The sequence below is a fragment of the Polyangium spumosum genome (genome assembly GCF_009649845.1).
Taxonomy (GTDB): domain Bacteria; phylum Myxococcota_A; class Polyangia; order Polyangiales; family Polyangiaceae; genus Polyangium; species Polyangium spumosum.
This window is the reverse complement of the sequence record NZ_WJIE01000008.1, coordinates 243,605-264,076: the sequence shown is the minus strand read 5'-3', so window position 1 is coordinate 264,076 and position 20,472 is coordinate 243,605. Positions and strand designations below refer to the sequence as shown.

16 protein-coding genes are annotated in these 20,472 nt (G+C 69.5%); 9 read left to right on the top strand and 7 right to left on the bottom strand.

What is annotated here, in order from left to right; genetic code table 11:
* Positions 1 to 17: 17 nt before the first annotated feature.
* The 3 genes from GF068_RS27620 to GF068_RS27610 all read left to right on the top strand — a co-directional run bounded on the left by GF068_RS27620 (position 18) and on the right by GF068_RS27610 (position 4,392).
* On the top strand, positions 18 to 1,943 hold the full coding sequence (locus tag GF068_RS27620; protein WP_170319714.1) for an acyl-CoA dehydrogenase family protein: 1,926 nt from the start codon (positions 18 to 20) through the stop codon (positions 1,941 to 1,943).
* A gap of 143 nt (positions 1,944 to 2,086) precedes the next feature.
* Entirely contained in the window at positions 2,087 to 3,484 is a 1,398-nt protein-coding gene (locus tag GF068_RS27615; protein WP_153822464.1) for a GAF domain-containing sensor histidine kinase, read from the top strand.
* The gene (locus GF068_RS27610; RefSeq protein WP_153822463.1) at positions 3,481 to 4,392 is read left to right on the top strand and encodes a pirin family protein; all 912 of its coding nucleotides are present in this window, start codon (positions 3,481 to 3,483) and stop codon (positions 4,390 to 4,392) included. Before GF068_RS27615 ends, GF068_RS27610 begins: the two co-directional genes overlap by 4 nt.
* Positions 4,393 to 4,398: 6 nt before the next feature.
* Here GF068_RS27610 and GF068_RS27605 read toward each other — a convergent pair whose 3' ends face one another.
* Complete coding sequence (locus GF068_RS27605; RefSeq protein WP_153822462.1) at positions 4,399 to 7,101, bottom strand: DUF2961 domain-containing protein; 2,703 nt, start codon at positions 7,099 to 7,101, stop codon at positions 4,399 to 4,401.
* 80 nt (positions 7,102 to 7,181) lie between these two features.
* Between GF068_RS27605 and GF068_RS27600 the strand changes: the two genes are divergently transcribed.
* On the top strand, positions 7,182 to 8,462 hold the full coding sequence (locus GF068_RS27600; RefSeq protein ID WP_170319713.1) for a DUF418 domain-containing protein: 1,281 nt from the start codon (positions 7,182 to 7,184) through the stop codon (positions 8,460 to 8,462).
* On the opposite strand, the gene GF068_RS27595 is transcribed toward GF068_RS27600, so the two are convergent.
* Positions 8,433 to 8,855, bottom strand: a complete 423-nt coding sequence (locus GF068_RS27595) for a DoxX family protein (RefSeq protein WP_153822460.1) — start codon at positions 8,853 to 8,855, stop codon at positions 8,433 to 8,435. The two genes, GF068_RS27600 and GF068_RS27595, sit on opposite strands and share 30 nt — an antisense overlap.
* Positions 8,856 to 9,228: 373 nt before the next feature.
* On the opposite strand from GF068_RS27595, the gene GF068_RS27590 reads away from it, so the two are divergent.
* The 3 genes from GF068_RS27590 (at position 9,229) to GF068_RS27580 (ending at position 12,553) form a co-directional block, all read left to right on the top strand.
* Positions 9,229 to 10,893 (top strand): thiamine pyrophosphate-dependent enzyme, encoded by a 1,665-nt coding sequence (locus tag GF068_RS27590; RefSeq protein WP_170319712.1) that lies wholly within the window; start codon positions 9,229 to 9,231, stop codon positions 10,891 to 10,893.
* Positions 10,890 to 11,996: a 3-oxoacyl-ACP synthase III family protein gene (locus GF068_RS27585; RefSeq protein ID WP_153822458.1), complete on the top strand. Its 1,107-nt coding sequence runs from the start codon at positions 10,890 to 10,892 to the stop codon at positions 11,994 to 11,996. Before GF068_RS27590 ends, GF068_RS27585 begins: the two co-directional genes overlap by 4 nt.
* 80 nt (positions 11,997 to 12,076) lie before the next feature.
* Positions 12,077 to 12,553: a hypothetical protein gene (locus GF068_RS27580; protein WP_153822457.1), complete on the top strand. Its 477-nt coding sequence runs from the start codon at positions 12,077 to 12,079 to the stop codon at positions 12,551 to 12,553.
* A 12-nt stretch (positions 12,554 to 12,565) separates the two neighbouring features.
* On the opposite strand, the gene GF068_RS27575 is transcribed toward GF068_RS27580, so the two are convergent.
* Positions 12,566 to 14,110 (bottom strand): hypothetical protein, encoded by a 1,545-nt coding sequence (locus GF068_RS27575; protein ID WP_153822456.1) that lies wholly within the window; start codon positions 14,108 to 14,110, stop codon positions 12,566 to 12,568.
* 176 nt (positions 14,111 to 14,286) lie between these two features.
* On the opposite strand from GF068_RS27575, the gene GF068_RS27570 reads away from it, so the two are divergent.
* Together GF068_RS27570 and GF068_RS27565 are read left to right on the top strand one after the other, a co-directional pair.
* Entirely contained in the window at positions 14,287 to 15,168 is an 882-nt protein-coding gene (locus GF068_RS27570; protein WP_338046594.1) for a lysophospholipid acyltransferase family protein, read from the top strand.
* Positions 15,165 to 16,091 (top strand): SDR family oxidoreductase, encoded by a 927-nt coding sequence (locus tag GF068_RS27565; protein ID WP_153822455.1) that lies wholly within the window; start codon positions 15,165 to 15,167, stop codon positions 16,089 to 16,091. Before GF068_RS27570 ends, GF068_RS27565 begins: the two co-directional genes overlap by 4 nt.
* A 6-nt stretch (positions 16,092 to 16,097) precedes the next feature.
* Here GF068_RS27565 and GF068_RS45450 read toward each other — a convergent pair whose 3' ends face one another.
* From GF068_RS45450 to GF068_RS27545, 4 genes are all read right to left on the bottom strand, one after another.
* Positions 16,098 to 16,793, bottom strand: a complete 696-nt coding sequence (locus tag GF068_RS45450) for a hypothetical protein (RefSeq protein WP_240807471.1) — start codon at positions 16,791 to 16,793, stop codon at positions 16,098 to 16,100.
* Between the two features lie 44 nt (positions 16,794 to 16,837).
* The gene (locus tag GF068_RS27555; RefSeq protein WP_153822454.1) at positions 16,838 to 17,347 is read right to left on the bottom strand and encodes a hypothetical protein; all 510 of its coding nucleotides are present in this window, start codon (positions 17,345 to 17,347) and stop codon (positions 16,838 to 16,840) included.
* 130 nt (positions 17,348 to 17,477) lie between these two features.
* Positions 17,478 to 19,085, bottom strand: coding sequence for an FAD-binding oxidoreductase (locus GF068_RS27550; RefSeq protein WP_153822453.1), 1,608 nt, complete (start codon positions 19,083 to 19,085; stop codon positions 17,478 to 17,480).
* Positions 19,082 to 20,173: an AI-2E family transporter gene (locus GF068_RS27545; protein WP_170319711.1), complete on the bottom strand. Its 1,092-nt coding sequence runs from the start codon at positions 20,171 to 20,173 to the stop codon at positions 19,082 to 19,084. The genes GF068_RS27550 and GF068_RS27545 overlap by 4 nt, the downstream gene beginning before the upstream one ends.
* Between the last annotated feature and the right edge of the window lie 299 nt (positions 20,174 to 20,472).

The window sequence follows — 20,472 nt, the reverse complement described above, 5'->3', positions numbered from 1 at the left end:
CGCGAGGTGCGAGGGTGATGGCGAACTTCTTCAGCGACAACGAGGACCTCCGCTTCTACGTCGAGCGCTTCATCGACTGGGAGCCCATCGCGCGGATCACGGAGCACGACTTCCGGAGCGAGGGCGGGCCGAAGAGCCTCGACGAGGCCCGCGACCTCTACCGCGAGATCCTCGACATGCTCGGCACCTTCGCCGCCGAGGAGATCGCGCCACACGCCGCGCAGATCGATCGGGAGGGCGTGATCTTCCGGGACGGCGAGGCCTCGTTCCCGCCGCGGCTCGTGTCGATCTTCGAGAAGATCCAGAGCATGGAGCTCCACGGCCTCTGCTTGCCGCGCGAGCTCGGCGGGACGAACGCGCCGGCGCTCCTGTATTTCATCGGCACCGAGCTGTTCGGGCGCGCCGACGTCTCCGTGATGGCGCACCACGGCTTTCACGGCGGCACCGCGCTCGCGATGTTGATGTTCTCGATGCGCGAGGGCACGACCGAGGTCGATCCGGAGACGGGCCGCGTCACGAGGACACGCTTCCGCGCCTACATCGACGAGATCACCCGCGGCGCGGCCTGGGGCTGCATGGATATCACCGAGCCCGACGCCGGCAGCGACATGGCGCGGCTCCGGACACGCGCCGAGCAGGACGCCGAAGGAAACTGGTTCGTCACGGGGCAGAAGATCTTCATCACGTCGGGGCACGGAAAGTACCATTTCGTGATCGCGCGGACGGAGGAGCCGAAGGACGAATCCGACCCGTTCGCCGGCCTCGGCGGCCTCTCGATGTTCCTCGTCCCGACGTACGAGGATCTGCCGGACGGCACGCGGAGGCGGATCGTGACGATCGATCGTGTCGAGGAAAAACTCGGCCATCACGCGTCCGTGACCGCCGCCCTCTCGTTCGACCGCGCCCCGGCGCACCTTGTGGGAAAACGCGGCGAGGGGTTTCCGTACATGCTCACGATGATGAACAACGCCCGCATCGGCGTGGGCTTCGAGACCCTGGGGCTCTGCGAGGCGGCGCTCGCGCTCGCGCGCGGCTACGCAGCCGAGCGGCGCTCCATGGGCAAGAGCATCGATCGGCACGAGATGATCGCCGACTACCTCGACGAGATGCAGACGGACATCCAGGGCATCCGCGCGCTCGCGATGCACGGCGCCGTCCACGAGGAGCTGTCGCAGAAGAAATCGATGCGCCTGCAGTTCGGGCGCGTCGCCGACGACGACCGCGCCCGGATGGAACGGGAAATCGCGCGGCACAAGCGCGAGGCGCGGCGCGTGACGCCCCTGGTAAAATACCTCGGCGCGGAGAAGGCGGTCGAGATGGCGCGGCGCGCGATCCAGATCCACGGCGGCGCCGGCTACACGAAGGACTACGGCGCGGAGAAGATCCTGCGCGACGCGACGGTGATGCCCATTTACGAGGGCACGAGCCAGATCCAGTCGCTCATGGCCATGAAGGACGCGCTCGCCGGCATCCTGAAGCGCCCGGCCGCCTTCCTGCGCCGGGGCGCGGAGGCGCGGCTGCGGAGCGCCTCCGCGCGGGATCCGCTGGAGCGAAAGCTCGCGCGTATCCAGGTGCTCTCGCACGCGGCGCAGCGGCACCTCGTCGTGCGGACGGCGGGGGACAAGCTCGGCGGCGCGATCCGCTCGCCCGCCCGCACGTGGCGGACGAACCTCTTCGGGAGCTGGGATCCGAAGCGCGACTTCTCCTACGCGATGCTGCACGCCGAGCGGCTCACGCGCCTGCTCGCGGACGAGGCGATCGGCGAGCTGCTGCTCGATCAAGCCACGAAGCACCCCGAGCGGCGCGAGGTCCTCGAGCGGCACCTCGAGCGCGCCGAGGTCCGCGCGCAGCACCTCGCCGCGGCCATCACGACCACGGGAGATCGCCTGCTCGTCTCGCTCGCCGCGGCGGCGGAGGGTGCTCGCGGCGAGAGCCCGCCGTGAATCCAGCTCGCTTCCCCCGTCCGTGTTCGCCGGACGCGGGGCGGGCCGCGGTGTGCGTTCGCCGGGACCGGCTTTACGTTCGATCGACGATCCCGAGGGGGAATGACCGAGCGGCCGGGGAACCGGGGGGGAGTTTGACGTCCATGGGGCACGTCGAGGACGAGCTACGCGAGGAGATTCGTATCAACGAGACGCTCCTGCGTATCGGCGCCGTGCTCGCGGCCGAGCTCGACCTCGACCGGCTCGTGCAACGGCTGACGGACGAGGCGACCGCGCTGACCCGAGCGCAGTTCGGGGCCTTCTTTTTCACGGTCGAGGGCGGGTCGGGCGAGCCCCTGTCGCGTTACACCCTCTCCGGCGTTCCGCGCGAGCTCACCGAGCGCTTGCCGCACCCCCGGCTCACGCCGCTGTTCAGCCCCACGATGCGGGGCGAGCAGGTGTTGCGTATCGACGACGTGCTCGAGGATCCCCGCTACGGAAAAAACCCGCCGTACCACGGGATGCCCGAGGGACATCTGCCGGTCCGGAGTTACCTCGCGGTCCCCGTGGTGTCGCGCTGCGGGAAGGTCCTCGGGGCCCTGTTCTTCGGGCACGCCGAGCCGGGCGTATTCACCGAGCGTGACGAGCGGGTCGTCGGCGGCGTCGCGAGCTTCGCCGCCGTCGCGATCGACAACGCCAGGCTCTACAAGGCGTCCGAGGCCGCGCGCCGGCAAGCCGAAGAGGCGCACCGGCAGGCCGAGGCGGCGAACCGATTGAAGGACGAGTTCCTGAGCCTGGTCTCGCACGAGCTGCGCACGCCCCTCACGGCGATCCTGGGCTGGACCCAGGTCCTCTCGACGCGCGAGTGTGACGCGGAGACGCGCGCCCGGGCGCTCGCCGCCATCCATCGGAACGTCCGGGCGCAGATCCGGATCATCGACGATCTGCTCGACGTCTCTCGGATCATCACGGGCAAGCTCGGGCTCGCGCGGCGGCTGACGGATCTCGGCGACGTCTTGAGGTCGGTGCTCGACGTGGTCCGCCCCGCGGCGGAGGCGAAGGGCATCGAGCTCGACGTCACGCCCGAGCGCCCGTCCGTGCGGGTCTGCGGTGATCCCGACAGGCTGCGGCAGATCCTGTGGAACCTGGTCGCCAACGCCATCAAATTCACGCCACGCGGCGGCCGGGTCGGGGTGGAGATCACGCGCGAAGAAGGGGTCGTCCACATGATCGTGCGGGACACGGGCCGAGGGATCAGCCCCACGTTCATGCCTTACGTGTTCGATCGATTCCGGCAGGCGGACAGCTCTGCTTCGAGGTCGCAAGGCGGGCTCGGCCTGGGCCTCGCGATCGTGCGTCACCTCGTGGAGATGCACGGCGGCACCGTGAAGGCGGAGAGCGCGGGGGCCGATCACGGCTCGACGTTCACGGTCACCTTGCCCCTGCCCGCCGATGCGCGGAGCGGCTGCTGCGACGGCGACGGGAAGACGAGCGACTATCGCGGCGAGGGTCCGTCGCGGTATGCTGCCGCGATGGAGCAGGCGCCGAGGAGAAACGGATGAGCCGCTATCTCGACAAGGATCCGGAGTGCAAGGGTGGAGACGGCGGGCTCGATCTCGTGATCGAAGCGCGCCCGCGGGATCTCGGGGGGTTCACGGTGCGGCGCCTCTTGCCGTCGCCGATGCGGCGGCTCGTGGGGCCGTTCATCTTCTTCGACCACATGGGCCCGGTCGATTTCTCGTCGGGTGAGGGGCTCGGGGTGCGGCCGCACCCGCACATCGCGCTCGCGACGATCACGTACCTGCTCGAGGGCGAGTTCGTGCATCGCGACAGCCTCGGCTCGGAGCAGCCGATCCGGCCGGGGGACGTGAACTGGATGGTCGCGGGTCGCGGCGTGGTGCACTCGGAGCGCACGTCGCCCGAGGTGCGCGCCCGAGGCGGGCGGATGCACGGGATCCAGACGTGGGTCGCGCTGCCGCAGGAGGACGAGGAGATCGAGCCGCGCTTCGAGCACCACCCGCGGAGCACGATCCCGGTCGTGACGCGCCCCGGCGCCGAGATCCACGTCATCGCAGGGACGGCGTACGGCGCGAAGGCCCCGACGGGTATCCTCTCCCCGACGCTCTACGCGCACGCGCGGCTCGAGGCGGGCGCGTGTTTGCCCGTGGACGAGGAGCACGAGGAGCGGGCCGTGTACGTGATCGACGGGCGCATCGAATGCAGCGGCAAAGCGTTCGCGGAGGGCTCGATGATCGTGCTGCGTCCGGGCGCGCCCGTGGAGATCCGCGCGACCGAGCGGGCGAACGTGATGCTCGTCGGCGGCGCGCGGCTCGAGGGAGAGCGGCACATCTTCTGGAACTTCATTTCGAGCTCGAAGGAGCGGATCGAACGAGCGAAGGCGGACTGGCGGGAGGGGCGCTTCGCGAAGGTGCCGGGCGACGAGGTGGAGTTCATCCCGCTGCCGGAGTGAGGGCCGTCAAAGCCCGAGGAGCTCTTGCAGCCAGACGCCCCCCTGCCCTCCCCCGACGTGGGTGAAGAAGAGCCGCCCCGTGTTGAAATCACCCCCCTCGGCGATCCACTCGGCCGCGTGCGCGGAGAGCCGCGCGACGGGCTCGCTCGGGAACGAGAACGGCGAGCGTGATCGATACACGTTCGTCGCGTCCCAGGACGTGGGATAACTCGTCACCGTCAGGTAAAACCACCCGCCCCGCTCGAACACGAACGGGGACTCGGTAAACCCGCTGTCGTGCCGGATCGTGTCCCGGCCGAGCGTCAAGGCCATCGACGGCTCGGTCCAGGATACGAGATCGAGCGACGTGCGATATCCGACGCCGCTCACGCGGTGGTCGTCCGAGAGGCAACGCGTGTAATAAACGACCCAGGTATCCGCGAATCGCACGAGCATGGGATCACGGGCGAGGCAGACGTCCTCGAAGAGAATGCCCCCGGCGCGAATGAAGGTCGTCCCGTCCGTGGAGCGCGCGATGCGGAAGCCGCCACGCTGGCTGCCGCGCGCGCTCACGTGGTACATCATGACGAGGCTGCCGTCGTGATCGCGGACGACGTGGGGGGCCCAGATCCGGGGCTCGTCGTCCTCCGCGTGCAGGGCCAGGCGCTGGGGTGAAATCGTGAAGCTCGGCGAGGAGGCCTCGTGCCAGCGCGCGGGCCCAGGGCCGAGCGCGAGGGCGTGGACGAACGCGCGCTCGTCGGGGCCCTGGGGTTCGCTGTGGAAGATGCCCGTGAGGAGCCATCGGCCACCTCCGAGCTCGATCAAGGAGTGATCGTTGACGTAATGCGGGCCTTCGGGCAAGGCGCTCGTATCCAGGATCTTCACGCGGGGTCGCTGCGCGAGCTCGGGCGCGCCGGGGCCCGTGAAATACCGCAAGAGGTAGCCGCTCTCGCTGAAGGGCGCGGGAGATGCGGTCGCGTCGATCTCGAGCGCGGGCCGCGCGCCGGGCGCGCAGGTCCCGGGCGGGAGATCGATCCAGAGCGCGTCCTCGGCGAGCGCGCGGAGCGTATTGTGCTCCGATTCGAAGAATCGCCCGACCTCACGGCCGTCGAGCCGCACCCGCGCCTCCTGCGGCGCGCGCGCCCGGGAATACGTGCGCACGAGCAAGACCGCGCGGGCGTCCGCGGACGGGCAACGCACGTCGATCCGGGTGACGCCGCGGCGCTCCCGGACCGGGAAGACGCGCTTGCGTGATTCTCGCTCGGCGTCGACGGCCGAGAACTGGATACGGAAGGTGGGGACGAGGACCCTCTGCTCGTCGATCACGCGGACGCCGGAGAACTCGTACGCGAGGCCGAGCGAACGAACACGCAGCGGCGTGAACGCGCCCGTGGGCCCCGCCTCGAAGCCGAACCGCATCCCCGAGCGGCTCACGATGGGATCGGGCACGTGCAGGCGATAGAGGGAATGCTCGAAGCGCGAGCGCCGCTCCTCGGGATCGGTGCGGAGGAAGCGGTGCTGGCCGCTCAGCGCGTTCGCGTGGGCCCCGTGGAAGTACCAGCCGCCATTGAAGTAGTCCTCGGTGCCCGTGCCATGTTGCACCGGGGAGCACATCCCGTCGGTCCGGATCATCTCGTCGCCCTCGAGGTATTGCCGGGCGCCGAGAGGTCCGTCTTCGAGGTGCGAAAAAAGCGCCACGAATTTCAGGGGGGCGTCGCTTTCGAACATCGGCATCGTGGTGTGGCGCCCGGGGCCCTTTTGATCGCGGTATTGCGCGGCGAGCCGCACCCCGGCTCGGGCCTCCGCGAGATCCACGGCGGCCCGGATTTCCCGGATCACGCGCGCGGACGGAGCTTCGATACGGAGCGCCTCGCCCTCCGCGAGCGGAATGGGCAGCCGCGTCGCGAGCCGGGAAGCGGCGCCGTTCTCCCACGCGGCGTGGAGCGCGCTCCGGAACGAGGTCCACCCGCCGTCGACCGCGTCACCATCGCTGGCGAGCCCAAAAAAGAAGGACGCCGGGACGGGGGGCTGATCCCCGATTCGCACCCGGAGATCCCCGAGCCGCGCGGCCGGCAGCTCCACGAAGAGCCGGGAGACCGTGGACGGGCCGGTGGCGACGGTCAGGGAGGGCCCTTTGCCCGCCGCAATCCCGGCGCTCCATGCAGGCGGGTTCTGGGTCCAGTCTTCGCTCATGAACCGGGAGAGCGCCGCGGCGCTCGGGCCGGCGGCGGATCCGGGCCCCTCGCGGTAGGTGATCTGATGATAAAGAGGGACGCCCCGGTAGAGCACCCTGGCCTCGTGGGAATACGCGAACGGCACATGACTCGTGAATGCGCCGGAGCTCGCGTCGACCCCGAGGACGAGGGGCGATTTCCAGGGCCCCCGTCCCTCGAAGAAATCGCGGGGCTCTCCGCGATACGCCGTCTGACCGTCGAGCACGATCCAGAGCTCCTGGCCCGCCTTTTCGAGCTCCTGCCTCGGCGCCGTCATCCAGATCCGCGTGATCCTCCCCTCCCCGCGCGCATGAAAAAGGACACGATGTTGCCCGAGGGTCCCGACCCCCGGGCGGAATCCATCCGCATTTCCACCCGCTGGATCGTGCGTGGTCACGCTCCTCGTGATCCACCCCGGATGAAAGGTGAGGAGCTCGGAGAGGACCGGGGAGATGGGCCAGGAGACGACGTTCGGGGCGATTGCGAGGGCCGCGCCGAGGAGGTGGTGGAGGGGCATGAGGGCTACCTAATGCGCCCTCCGCTTGAATGGTGCCGGGCGGCTTGTGCGTCGCGGAGACGAACATGTATCCTGCACCGATGACGGAGAGCGCCGAGGCCGCCCCCGACCCGACGAACGCGGATACGACGGAGTTCTCGCCCACGGGCGCATCGGAGCGCGTCGTTTCGCTCGACGTGTTACGTGGCTTCGCGCTCTACGGCGTGCTCCTCGCCAACAGCGTGCCGTGGTACAGCGCCCGCGCGTTCATGCCGCGCGACGTCCTCCTCGCGCAGACCGATACGGCCGACAAGATCTTCCTTTTCCTGGTCGGCCTCTTCGTCAACGGAAAGGCCATGGCGCTCCTGACCTTCCTGTTCGGCCTGGGCTTCTCCCTGCAGCTCCAGCGCGCCGAGGCGACGGGGCGCAGCGTCGTGCCCATGCACGTTCGCAGGCTCGCCTCGCTCGCGCTGATCGGCGTCTGTCACGTGCTCTTGCTCTGGTGGGGCGACATACTCTGGGGATATGCGATCGCGGGCCTCGGCCTCCTGTTCTTCCGCCGTGTGCGTGGGTGGAGGCTCGTCGCCTGGGGCCTCTTTCTCGCGCTCGTGCCGATGTGCGTCACGGCGATTCCCGTCGTCTCCGCGGCCCTTCGGCCGCTCACGCCCGCGCCGCCCGATCACGCTGCGTTCCGCGCGGCGGTCTACGCGGCGATCACCGGAGACGACCGCCTCGCGCTCGCCGTGATGCACGCGAAGCACGCCCTGTACTTCGTGGGCAATCTTGCGCCGTGGTATTTCCCGTGGCTCCTCGGGCGGTATCTGTTCGGCGCCTGGGCCGGCACGACGAGGATCGTTCACGAGGCCGAGGCGCGCCTGCCTTTCTTCCGCAAGCTCCTCGCGTGGGGCCTCGCCGTGGGTCTCGTCGGCTCCGCGATCCACCCCGTTCGGCAGATCCTCATGCGCCAGGGCGTCAAGTTGCCGGAATGGCTTTATGTCGTGCTGCTCGCCCCTGCCGAGGTCGGCACCATGTCGCTCACGGCCGGATACGCGGCGGCCGTGGTCCTCTTGATGCGGCGGCCCGCGTGGCGCCGCGCCTTCCTGATCCTCGCGCCGGTCGGCCGGATGGCCCTCTCGACGTACCTCGGCCAGAGCCTCGTGTGCACTTTCCTTTTTTATGGCTGGGGGCTCGGTCTCGCGGGACGCGTGCACGCGTGGTGGTTATGGCCGATCACGCTTTGCGTCTTCGGGCTGCAGATCCTGTTCGCGCACGCCTGGCTGTCGCGTTTCCGCTTCGGACCGATGGAGTGGTTGTGGCGATCGATGACGTATGGTCGTTTGCAGCCGCTCCGCTTACCTGCGCGGCGAGAGGAGCTCGCGTAGGCGCGCGTCCCGGAGGTAGAGCCCTCCCCAGATGAATGCCGCGACGTAGACCGGGAAGAGGACGTGGCTGAACAGCGGATTGTCGACACGCACGTGGGTCGCCACGGCGCCGCCGAGATAGCCCGTCAACAAGACCGCGCCGAGGAACGAGGTGCGCGGGATGATGTGGGTCACGACGCACACGAGCAGCAAGGTCCCGAGGGGACGGGCCAAACCCGGCGAGTATCCGAGCGTCTCGTGCGCCGAGAGCACCTCCGGCGGCGCCATCAGCTTGATCGCGGCGTCGAAGAGCAAAAACGCGACGGCGAGGCCGCCGAGGATACGTCCGGCCCAGGGCTTCTTCGTCGACGCGGGCTCCATCGGGCGCTCGTGGGAAAGGGCTGTCGTGACCATCTTCGTTTCTCCTCGGGCTTCGGCCTTCTCGTGGCTGCGGGTGCGTGGCGGCGACCCGGTCCCCCGCGCCGTCGACACAGGCTTGGACCACGCGGCCCCGACAGACTCATCGGTCACGAGGAAAAATTTTTGGAGCGATCCTGAATTCTCCCGCCGGAGAACGAAGGTGGTGCGCCGTCGCCCCGAGGCGCGGGCGGATCGGGGGTCGCCCGGGTGGGCATCCCCGCTCACGCTCGCCCGCGAAGTGGCGGGGATCGTCGAGCAAGTTTGAGCGCCCCCGGGCCGCGGCGTATGATTGCCCTTCGAGCATCCCCTCATGAACCACGCACCTCCGCCGCTCCCTCCGGGAGCACCTGGATCGCCCCGCGCGTCCGTGTCCGAGGCCCTGGCCGCGTTCCTCGCGAGCCTCGGCGTGGAGGTCGCGTACGGGCTCGGCGGCGGCTCCATCGTCCCGTTCTGCCACGCCCTCGCGCGGAGCCGGGTGCGCGTCCTGCATTGCCGCCACGAGTCGGGCGCGGCGTTCGCGGCGCTCGAGGAGAGCCTGGCCAAGGATCGGACGACGGTCGTCTTCACGACGGCCGGCCCGGGGATCACGAATGCGATCACGGGGCTCGCCGCGGCCCGCGTCGAGGGCGCCAGGGTGATCCTCGTCTCCGGCGGCACCTCTCCCTCCCAGCGAGAGCGCGGGGCCTCCCAGGAGACGACCGCGAAGACGATCCCCGCGGGCCTCCTCTCGGATGGCCCGCTCTTCCACTATGCGACGACGGTGGAGCACCCCTCGCAGCTCCCCGTCGTGCTGCGGCGCCTGACCGTCGGGGCGCGCGCGGCGGAGGGGTTCGTCGCGCACATACATTTGCCGCTCAGCGTGCAGTCGGCGACGTTCGAAGCGCAGGCGTTCGCCGAGGGCGTGACGCTGCCGGGCCCGGCGCCGTCGGCCGAGGCGATCGAGGCCGTGGCGAACATCCTCACCGGGGAGACGTGCGCGATCTGGGTGGGGTTCGGCGCGAGGACGGCCGTCCCGCTGGTCCGCGCGCTCGCCGAGCGGCGGTCGATGCTCGTGATGTGCTCGCCGCGCGCGAAGGGCATTTTCCCCGAGGATCACCCGCTCTTCGCGGGGACCACGGGCGTCGGAGGGCACGCGCGCGCCGCGTCGAGCCTGAAGGCGGCGCGGATCGAGCGCACGCTCGTCCTCGGCTCGCGGCTCTGGGAATGCACGTCGTTCTGGAGGCCGGATCTCGTGCCTCCGGGCGGGTTCGTCCACGTGGACGTCAATCCCGCGGTCTTCGGCGCGGCGTATCCCGGGGCGCGGACGGTCGGCGTGCAGGCCGAGATTGGCGCGTTCCTCTCGGCCCTGCTCCCGCGGCTGCCGGTATGGCACGGCAAAAGGCCGGCCCTGCCTCCGCTGCCGAGGCCGGCGCCGCTCGAGCCCCTCGGGGAGGGCGCGGTCCGGCCGCGGTTCCTCTTCGAGGCGATCCAGCGCGTCGTGGTCGAGTCGTCCGACGCGGCCGTGCTCACGGAGGCCGGCAGCGCATTCGTGTGGGGGAACAACGTGCTCCGGTTCCAGGAGCCGGGGCGATATCGATCGGGGTTGCATTTCGGATCGATGGGTCACGCGACGACGGGCGTCGTCGGTGCGGCGCGCGCGCGCGGAAAGGCCGCGGTGGCGGTCGTGGGCGACGGCTCGATGCTCATGCTCGGCGAGGTGAGCACGGCGGTGCGGTATGGCATCCCGGCGGTCTGGGTGGTGTTGAACGATCGTCGATACGGGATCGTCGAGCATGGAATGCGCGCGTCCGGCTACGATCCGGTGGAGACCACGCTGCCCGACACCGATTTCGTGCGTATCGCGCAGGGGCTCGGGGCGCTCGGCGAGAAGGTCGAGCGGGAGGAGGAGCTCGAGGCGGCGCTCCGCGCGGCGCTCGCCGCGGGAGGGCCCTTCGTGCTGGATGTCCGGGTGGATCCGGAGGAACGACCGCCCATCACGAGCCGCGTTCAAAGCCTGGAGGCGCAAGCCGCCAAGGAGAGTGTTTCCTCATGAGTACCTCCGCAGGGATGCGATCCCTCGCCATCACGTTCCCCGGTGGCCTGAAGACCAACGATTACTGGCGCCGCCATCACCCGCAGATGTTCGGCGGGGCGGTGGAGAAGCGGAACGTGTGGGCCGCCCCCGAGGCGCCGCGCGACGAGCCGGACGCGTTCGGCGCCGAAATGGCGAAGTTCCTCGACGACCCCTTCCGCGGGGCCCGGGAGCGGCGGGTGCTCTTGCCGAAAGAGAATGCGCTCTTGCTCGAGACGCGCGTCGCGACCATGGCCCTCGAGGCCGCGAAGGTCGCGCGCGCGGAGGTGGACCTCATCCTCTCCTGCTCGCTCTTCCCCGACGTGATGGGGATCGGCCACGCCACGTTCCTCGCCGGCGAGCTCGGGCTCACCCATTCCGCCGCGTGGAACCTGGAGACCGCGTGCTCGGGCGCCTTCGCCGTCTTCGAGACGGCCTGCGCCCTGGTGCGCGCGGGGCAATACCGGAACGTGCTCGGCGTCGTGTCGTGCACCTATTCGCGGACCATCGAGGAGCACGACACGATGTCGTGGTTCTCCGGCGACGGGGCCGGCGCATTCGTCGTCTCGGATGTGCCGGCGGGGGAAGGGCTCGTCGCCTCGGCGATGCTGCACAGCGCCGAGACGTGTAACGCCTTCGTGATCGACGTGACGGACGATCGGGCGCGCGGCAAGCAGGTGGTCCGGTTCCGCGCGGAGAAGAGCGCGAGCAAGATCCTGCGCCAGGTCTCCGAGCCATATCTCCGAAAAACCGCCGACCTCGCCCTCCGGAAGGCGGGGCTCGGGATATCGGACATCAACTGGCTCGTCGTGAATACCCCGACCGCGTGGTATGCGCCGTTCTGCGCACGCGTCCTCGGCTTCGATCCGGCGCGCACCATCGACACGTTCTCGCGTTATGCGAACTGCGGCCCCGCGCTGATGCCCGTGAACCTGTACACGGCCGCCGCCGAGCTGCCGATCCGCCGCGGCGATCTCGTCCTCGTCCACACCGTGGGCAGCTCGTCGAGCTCGGGTTCGGCCATCGTCCGCTGGGGCGACGTGGCGCTTGGCCCTCCGCCTGCGCCGCCCGTCGAGGTTTTGTGAATTGGGGCCGGTGGTAGCTCGGGCCACGCGCGTTTACGTGACCCTTCTCCCGCGACGCGTCTCCTGCTAGCGTGCGGAACGTGGAGATCGTCTACGACCAACCCGCCGTCGTCATGGGGTGGCGTCCCCCGGTCCTCGTCGTGTGGTGGAAGCAGTCACCGACGCTGCCGGTGGTCCTCCAGGTGAACGAGCGCGGCGCCAAGATCATGCAGGGGCACCCGGGCGGCACGATCTTCATCGTGCTCACGAGCGCCGATCACGGCGCGCCCGAGCGCGCGGCGGCGAACGCGCTGGGGCAACAGGCGCGCGCGCTCGAGAAGCACATCCTGGCGCACGCGTTCATCATCGAGGGGCAAGGGCTCAAGGCGGGGGCGATCCGGGCGACCGTGAAGACGCTGCACTCGCTCACCCGCGTGATCTTTCCGTGGATCATCGCGGCGACGCCGGAGGAGGGCATCCTCTGGGTGGCGCGCAAGGCGAAGTTCCTCAGCGAGGAAGAGGCGCTCGTGATCCTCGCCGACGTCAAGGACATGAAAGCAAAGGCGGCGAAGGGCTGAACGAGCGAGGGCTCAGCGAGCGGCGCGCCTGCTCGGGATGTTCAGCCTGTTCGAACGCGCGACCTCGAGCGAGCTCGTGAGCTGCTCCTCCAGCGCGTCGAAGATGGTCTCCACCATCCCGATCGCCACGTCACGCGCTGCAATGGTGAGGCGCTTGCTCGTGATGAAGGCGCTCCGCTCGAGCGGCTCGCCGCGCGCCGCGTGCGCCAGCTCGTGCCGATGGCAGAGGTAATCGAGCCGGATCTTTTGCTCCTTCTCGACCACCTCCGCGAGCCTCTGCACGTTCTCGAAGAACGCGTGCCCGCTCGCCTCCAGGGCCGCGACGAACCAGAACATCATCGCGGGATCGCGGTGGCGCATGGCGAGCTTGGCGAACGTCGCCAGGTTTTTCCGGTGGATCTCGACCTGCGGATCGAGGAAGAGGAACTTCAATGTATCCTTCGCCTTCCAGCCGAGCGCCTCGTCCATCCCGAGGGCCTCCCAGTCGGCGAGGAAGAGCGCGCTGTGGGTCGAGAGGTCGTCGCACCATTCGTTGATGCGCCGCTCCTCCGGCGTGCGCGGCGCGGGGTAACGGACCGCGTATCGATTGAGGTCTCGGTATCCCATGATGTCGGGCACCCAGTACGGGAGGAACCGCATGAGCTTCTCCTCGGGGGAGACGCTCGCCTCGTCGCGCAGCCATGCATAAAAGGGGTGCCGGGCCGCCTGCGCCTTCCGCTCCTCGATGACGCGCTGGACGTCGTCGTGATAAAGCGCCATGGGCCGCTCGAGCTCCACCCCGTACGAGGGGCGCGCCGTCGGCTCCGGGCGCGCGAGGCGCGCGGACGGCTCGGCCCGGGGCCTCGTGGGCAGCACGCCTCGCTCCATGTACGTGCGGCCGTATTCGAGGAAGCAATCGTGGACCTCTTCGAACAGGTCGAACATCCGGTTCGCCAGCCGGAACGAGAGCGGCCGCTGCTCGTCGTCGAGCACCTCGTCGTCGAAGACGCCCTTGGATCCCCAGACGAAGCCCGGCTCCCGGTCGAGGTGGTGATTGCCGAAGTAGATGTACCGCACCCCCGTCTTTTCTTCGATCGCGGTCGCGATCTTCGCCATGTGAAAGAAGAACGCGTTCCCGGCGGCCTCGCCGGCCTCCGAGTGCGCGAAGCGGACGAGCGGATCACCCTCGTCCTCGACGTCGAGCCGGCCGAACTCCAGGACGAAGTAACGGAATCGCTCGTTCTCCTTCGAGAGGAAGAGCCAGAAGAGCGTGTCGCTCGCGCGGAAGCCGAGGCGCTCGTCGAGGCCCATCTTGGTCCAGTCCTCGAGGAAGAGCCGGGAGTGGGTCTCGTCCTCGCGCGTGCCGCCGTTCAGCGCCTCCTCGAAGCGATTGCGCGGCTTCGGGAAACGAATGAAGTATCGGCTCGCGTCGCGGAAGTTCATCACGAACACGGTCATGATGGGCGCGATCAGGACCTTCTCTTCGAGCGGCACCGCGTCGGAATGCAGCCAATCGAAGAACGGGTGCGAGAGGATGCGCTCCCACCGCTCCGCCTTGAGCTTCATGTACTCCTTCATTGTAAACCTCCTACGGTAAGGACTCCGAACCGGCGAGTGTATCACGAGCCTCGAAGTGCAGCGCGAGGGACGGCGCGCGGGTGGCCCGGCCCCCGGGCGAGCGCGCGTGATCTTCCCTTGCCTCGCGCCTGCCCTTCCGCCTATTCTCGCCCGCCCCCTCCGGCTGGAGAAACCCTGTGTCCCTGCTCATCGATCCGGAGATCGCTGCCCGCGTCGACCGCCTCGAGATCCCCTTCAACCGCTACGGCGTCGATCCGTACGGCGCCTCGAAGGAGCACCTCGCCCGCCTGTTCACGGCCTTCCGGTTCTTCTACCGCCATTACTTCACCGTCGGCGTCGAGGGCATGCAGCACGTCCCCGCGCGCGGCCGCGCCATGCTCGTCGGCAACCACTCGGGCGGCATCGCGCTCGACGGCGCCATGGTCATCACGTCCTGCTTCTTCGAGCTCGAGCCCCCGCGGCTCGCCCAGGGCATGGCCGAGAAGTTCATGGCGAAGACACCCTTCATGGGGCTCTTCGCCACGCGCAGCGGGCAGCTCACCGGCCTCGTCGAGACGGCCGAGCACCTGCTGCACGACGAGCGCCTCCTCATGATTTTCCCCGAGGGCGCCCGCGGCACGGCGAAGCTTTATCCCGAGCGCAACACGCTCGTCCATTTCGGATCGGGCTTCATGCGCCTCGCCATGAAGACACGGACGCCCATCGTCCCGTTCGGGTTCGTCGGCGGCGGGGAGGCCATCCCCACGATCGCGAATTCGTATGCCCTGGGCAAGCTCCTCGGCGCGCCCTACGTCCCGATCACGCCCTGGGGCGTCGCGCTCCCCGCGCCGGTGCGGCTCGAGCTCACCTACTCCGAGCCCATGAGGTTCGAAGGGACGGGCACCGAGGAGGACGAGGTCATCGAGGCGAACGTGGAGCGGGTGAAGCAGCGGATCGCCGGGCTCATCGAGCACGGCCGGGAGAGGCGGCGCAAGGCGCTCGCGTGGTCGCGCGGCGCGGAGGACGAAGCTCTGCGCGAGGGAGAGGACGTGGGGACGAAAAAGGAGGAGCAGCGATGAGGGTTCTCATTCCCGGGATCGGGGGCGTGCTCGGTCAGCGCGTCGCGCGCCGCCTGCTCGAGCAGGGGCACGAGGTCATCGGTATCGATCGCCGGCCGTGGCTCGACGCGCCGCCCGGGATCGAGCTCTACAACGTCGACATCCGCAAGCGCGCGGCCGAGGACGTCTTCCGCAAGCGGCGGCCCCAGGCGGTCATTCACATGGCCACCGTGACCCACCTCGTCGAGAAGACCGCCGAGCGCTACCGCATCAACCTCGGCGGCACGCGCGCCGTGTTCGAGCATTGCCGCGACTGGGGCGTCGAGCACGCGATCTTCGTCGGTCGACACACCTATTACGGCGCGGCCGCCGATTCACCGCTCTATCACAAGGAAGAGGATCCGCCGATGGCGGTCACCACCTTCCCCGAGCTCGCCGACCTCGTCGCGGCGGATCTTTATGCGTGCACGGCGCTCTGGCGCGTCCCCAACCTGGTCACGACGGTCCTGCGGATGGTGTACACCCTCGGGCCCACGGGGCACGGCACGCTCGCGACGTTCCTGCGCGGGCGGCACGTGCCGATGGTCCTCGGCTTCGATCCGCTCTTCCATTTCATGCACGAGGACGACGTCACGACGGCGATCTGCCTCGCGCTCGAGAAGCGGGTCCAGGGCGTGTACAACGTCGCGGGGCCGCAGCCGGTGCCGCTCTCCGTCGTGGTCCGCGGGACCGCGAGGTCGCCGATCCCGCTGCCCGAGATCGCCTTCCGCGCCGCGCTCGGCCGCTTTGGTTTACCCCGGCTCCCCCCCGGAGCGCTCGCGCACATAAAATATCCCGTCGTGGTCGACAGCGAGGCGTTCCGCGCGGCCACGGGGTTCGTCCACCAGGTGGACGAGGTCCGGGCGATGGAAGAATATCGCAATGCGTTCCCCGTGCGGGGATGAGGCGGGTCACTGACAGAGGCCACCCAGGCACTTGCCGCCGAGGCATTCGATGCCCATCGCGCACGCCTGCCCCGTGACCTTCTTGCAGGCGCCCTTGCCGTCACAAACGGAGGTGCCGCCGCCGCACGCGTGATCCTCGTGGGTCTCGTTCTCCGGGACGTAGGCGCATACGCCCACGGACCCTTGTAGATCGCAGCGGACACACGCCGCGCCGCACGCCTCGTTGCAGCAGACGCCGCCCGAGCAGAACCCGGTCGCGCAATCCCCGTCCGCGCCGCAGGTATCACCTTGCGCGCAGGTGTTGCTACAGGAGCCGCCGCAATCGACGCCGGTCTCGTCGCCGTTTTGCGTGCCGTCGGCGCAGCTCACGCACGTGCCCATGACGCAGGACTCGCCGGCGGCCGCGTCGCATTGCGCGCCGCACGCGCTCCTCGCGCCCGGGATCACCTCCTCGCATTTCCAGCAGAGCTCGACCTGGCAGCTCGTGTCGCAGCCGTCGCCCGGCGCCGTGTTCCCGTCGTCGCACCCCTCCTCGGCGTGGCGCAGGCCGTCCCCGCAGCTCGCCGCGATCGCGCTGATCCCGAGGTTGGGCCCGGTCGACACGAGGTCCTCGAGGTACTCCCCCTCGACGATGCAGCCGTAGCCGGTGAGTGCGCAAGCCACGATCCACAAGAAATCCCGCCCTACGTGTTTACGCGCCATGACGACCATACCCCCCAAAAATCCGAAACGGATGTCCGCCTGGGTCAGAAGAGAACCTGGACGCCGAGGAGCCCGCCCTGGAAGCGCACCACCGCCTGCGGGCTCGGCGCCTTCTTCTTGCCCGACGTCTCCTCCTCGTCCTCCGCGACGTTGATGGCATACAGGGCCGTCCCGAAGCCCGCGACGCCCGCGCCGATGAACGCCAGGATCGACGCGTTCGCGAGGAACGCCATGTCGCGCTGCATTTCATTGAAGCCGCCGGGGCAGCTCCGGCAGGGCTCGGCCCGGAGCCTCTCGCTCTCCGCGTCGAGCGTCGCCGCCGCGGCGCCGAGGCCGATGCCGAACGAGGCGAAGAGCACGGTCGCCGCGACGCCGCCCTCGATCACCTCGTCCGCGCTTCTCCTCTCGGGCGTGATGGGCGGCGGCACCGTGACCTCCCAGGGCTCACGGCAGAGGCCGTCCGCCGAATGGAAGAGGCCGCCCGACAGCACCAGGATCGATAGAATGCCCCGCACGACCACGCGCGACGATCCTGCGTTCTCACGAGAATGCATCGTTCCCCCCCTGAAGTGCCAATCTCTAGCACCCGCGGGGAGCAACGACGAGAAATTGCTCCCGCGCGGCGCGCTCGGGCGGTCTATGTCCCGCGCGCGCCATTCGAATGTCGAAGGGTGACGGCGCGTCTCAGCGTTCGTCGGGCTCGAACAGGGCGCCGGGGTTCATGATCCCGGCGGGGTCGACGGCGCGCTTGGCGGCGCGCAGCGCGGCCGCGAATGGCTCGGGCCGCTCGCTTTGCCAATAGGGGCGGTGCACGCGGCCGACGGCGTGGTGGTGCGTGATCGTGCCGCCCGACGCGAGGATCGCGCGGCTCGCCGCGTCCTTGATGGCCGCCCATGCCTCGAGCTCGTGGCCCTCCCGCGCGGGCGCGAGGAACGTGTAATACGGCGCGGGTCCGTCCGGGTACACGTGGGTGAAGCGCCGCGCGAGCACGCCGCCGCCCAGAGCGCGCTGCATGGCCGAGAGCACGGCGTCGTGCACGGCGCCGTCGAGCTCCTCGAACCTGTCCCAGGTGCACGCCGTCTCGAACGTGTCCGCGAGGACGCCGAGGGAGACGAGCGCGCTCTGCAGGTACGGCGCCCGAAAAAACGATTTCTTGTACGTCGCCTGCGCCCCGGCCCCGTCCCCGCGATCCTCGCGGAGCACCGGACCCTCCGGGCAAACCCCGCCCGCCTCGGCCGTGAGGGCGAGGGCCCGGTCCATCGAGGGGCCGAGCGGGTGATCCGCCGATTCGAACGCCAGGAGGAGCACCGCCTCTCCGTCGACGAACACGCCGCCGAGCAGCGCGTCGGTCTTGTCGAGCAATCGACAGTTCGAGGGGTACAGGCCCGACTGCGCGAGCATGCGGCAGGCCCGGACGCCGTCCTTGAAATGCGCGAACGTCACGCTCGCCGAGGCCCGGTACCGCGGCCGGGCTTGCAGCCGCACCCAGGCCTCCGTGATGACGCCGAGGATGCCCTCGGAGCCGAGCGCCAGCCTGTCCGGGCTCGGCCCCGCGCCCGACGCAGGCAGCCTGCGGCTCGCCCATACCCCGGCGGGCGTGATCATCCGGACCGAGGAGACGAGATCGTCGATGTGGGTATAAAGCGTCGCGAAATGGCCCCCCGCGCGCGTCGCGATCCAGCCGCCGAGGGTCGAGAACTCGAAGCTCTGCGGGAAATGGCGCAACGTGAGCCCGTGCGGCGCGAGCTGCTCCTCGAGGACGGGGCCCGTCGCGCCGGCCTGGATCCGGGCGGATCGAGAGACGGGCTCGACCTCGAGCACCCGATCGAGCCGCCGCAGGTCGAGCGAGACGACCCCACGCGGCCCGTCCCCCACCGCCGCCTCGACGCCGCCGACCACGCTCGTGCCGCCGCCGAACGGGATCACCGCGACGCCCTCGGCCGCGCAATGGGCGAGCAGGCGCTCGATGTCCTCCTCGGACCGGGGATAACACACCCAATCGGGGGCGACGGAGAAATCCCCTCGGTAGGCCCGCACGACGTCGCGATAACTCTTGCCGTACGTGTGCAGGATCCTGTCCTCGGCCTCGGCCGAGGAGAAAGGCGCGAGCGCTTCGGGCGGTAAGACGCGCGGGGCCGCGAGGCGCACGGATTCCAGGCTCGGCAAGGGCCTCGGGGAGAACGACCGGCCGAGCAGCGCGCCGACCTGCATCGCGAGCGCCTGGCGCGCCGATTCATCCGGAAAAGCGTCCGCCCATCCCCACGCCCAGAAGCTCCGCTCGCGATCGCTCATGTGTCCTTCGGCTCCTCCACGACGACGTCGCCGCCCGCGGCCTTCGGCTCGGGCTGGGGATCGGGCGGCGCGCTCGAATCGAGCATCATGGCCATCCAGCGCGTCTTCTCGCTCCCCTCGAGCAGGATACGCGCCACCATCGTGAGGGGCACGGACAGGAACATGCCCGCGGGCCCCCAGACATACCCCCAGAACAGGAGGGAGAGAAACACCACGGTCGCCGACAAACCGAGCCGCCGGCCCATCCACGCCGGCTCGAGGATGTTGCCGAGCACCATGTGCACGACGAGGAAACCGGCCGACACGGCCAAAGCCCGCCCGGGGCCGTGCGAGAGCAACGCGAAGAAGACCGGCGGCACCGAGGCGATGATCGCGCCCACGTTGGGGATGTAATTCAGGAGGAACGCGACGAGGCCCCAGAGCAGCGCGAAATCCACGCCGAGCACGTAGACGATGAGCCCCGCGAGCAGGCCAACCGCGATGCTGATGATCGTCTTGATGAACAGGTAGTTCTGCACATCGTCGACGATCCCCGGGAAGAGCCCCACGTAGCCGCCGCGCGCGCCCGCGAGGGCGCGGAGCTTGCGCGAGAACGCGCGCGACTCGAAGAGCATGAAGCCGAGGATGATGAGGACGATGAAGACGTTCGAGACGAGGCCCGCGAGGTCGCGGACCATGCCGGCGCCAAACGAGAGCATCGTCCCGGGCGAGATCATCTGGCCGATCGCGCTCGTGCGGACGTGGATCCTGTGCGTGGCGAGCCAGGACGTGAGGTCGGCGGCGAGCACGTCGATCCGCGCCTGGTAACGCGGCACGGCCTCGCCAAAATCGGTCGCCGATCCCGCGACGACCGTCGCGCCGAGCGTGAGGACGGCGATGTTCGCGAGCAGCACGAGGGTGGCCGCGACGGGCTCGGGCACGCGCCTGCGCTCGAGCCACGCGAGCGGCGGCGCGCTGACGACGGCGAGCAGGAGCGCCATCATGAACGGCACGAGCACGCCCCCCGCCGCGCGCAAGGCCGCGACGACGACCACGAAGGCGGCGATCTTCAGGAGGACGTCGGTGCGAGACGAAGCGCGCTTGTCCAAGGCGGCGGCCATCGTAGCCGGACGCGCAGCGACGTGCACCCAGGATGCGAAGGCTGAACCGTGGCCGCCGGGGCGCCGCCCCGGACCCCGCGGGGGGCTGTCCGCCCCCTCGACCCCGGACCAGGGCAAGCCCTGGACCTCAGGTTGAAAAACTGCGCTCCGCGCAGTTTTTCAAACGGGCCGACGAAGAAGCCGTGTCGCCAGCAGAACCAGCAGCGCGGCTGTCTTGGTTGGCAAGGTCGTCGTTGGTCTTGACTGCGGCTGTTCGATGAACTGCGCTCCGCGCAGTTCATCGACAA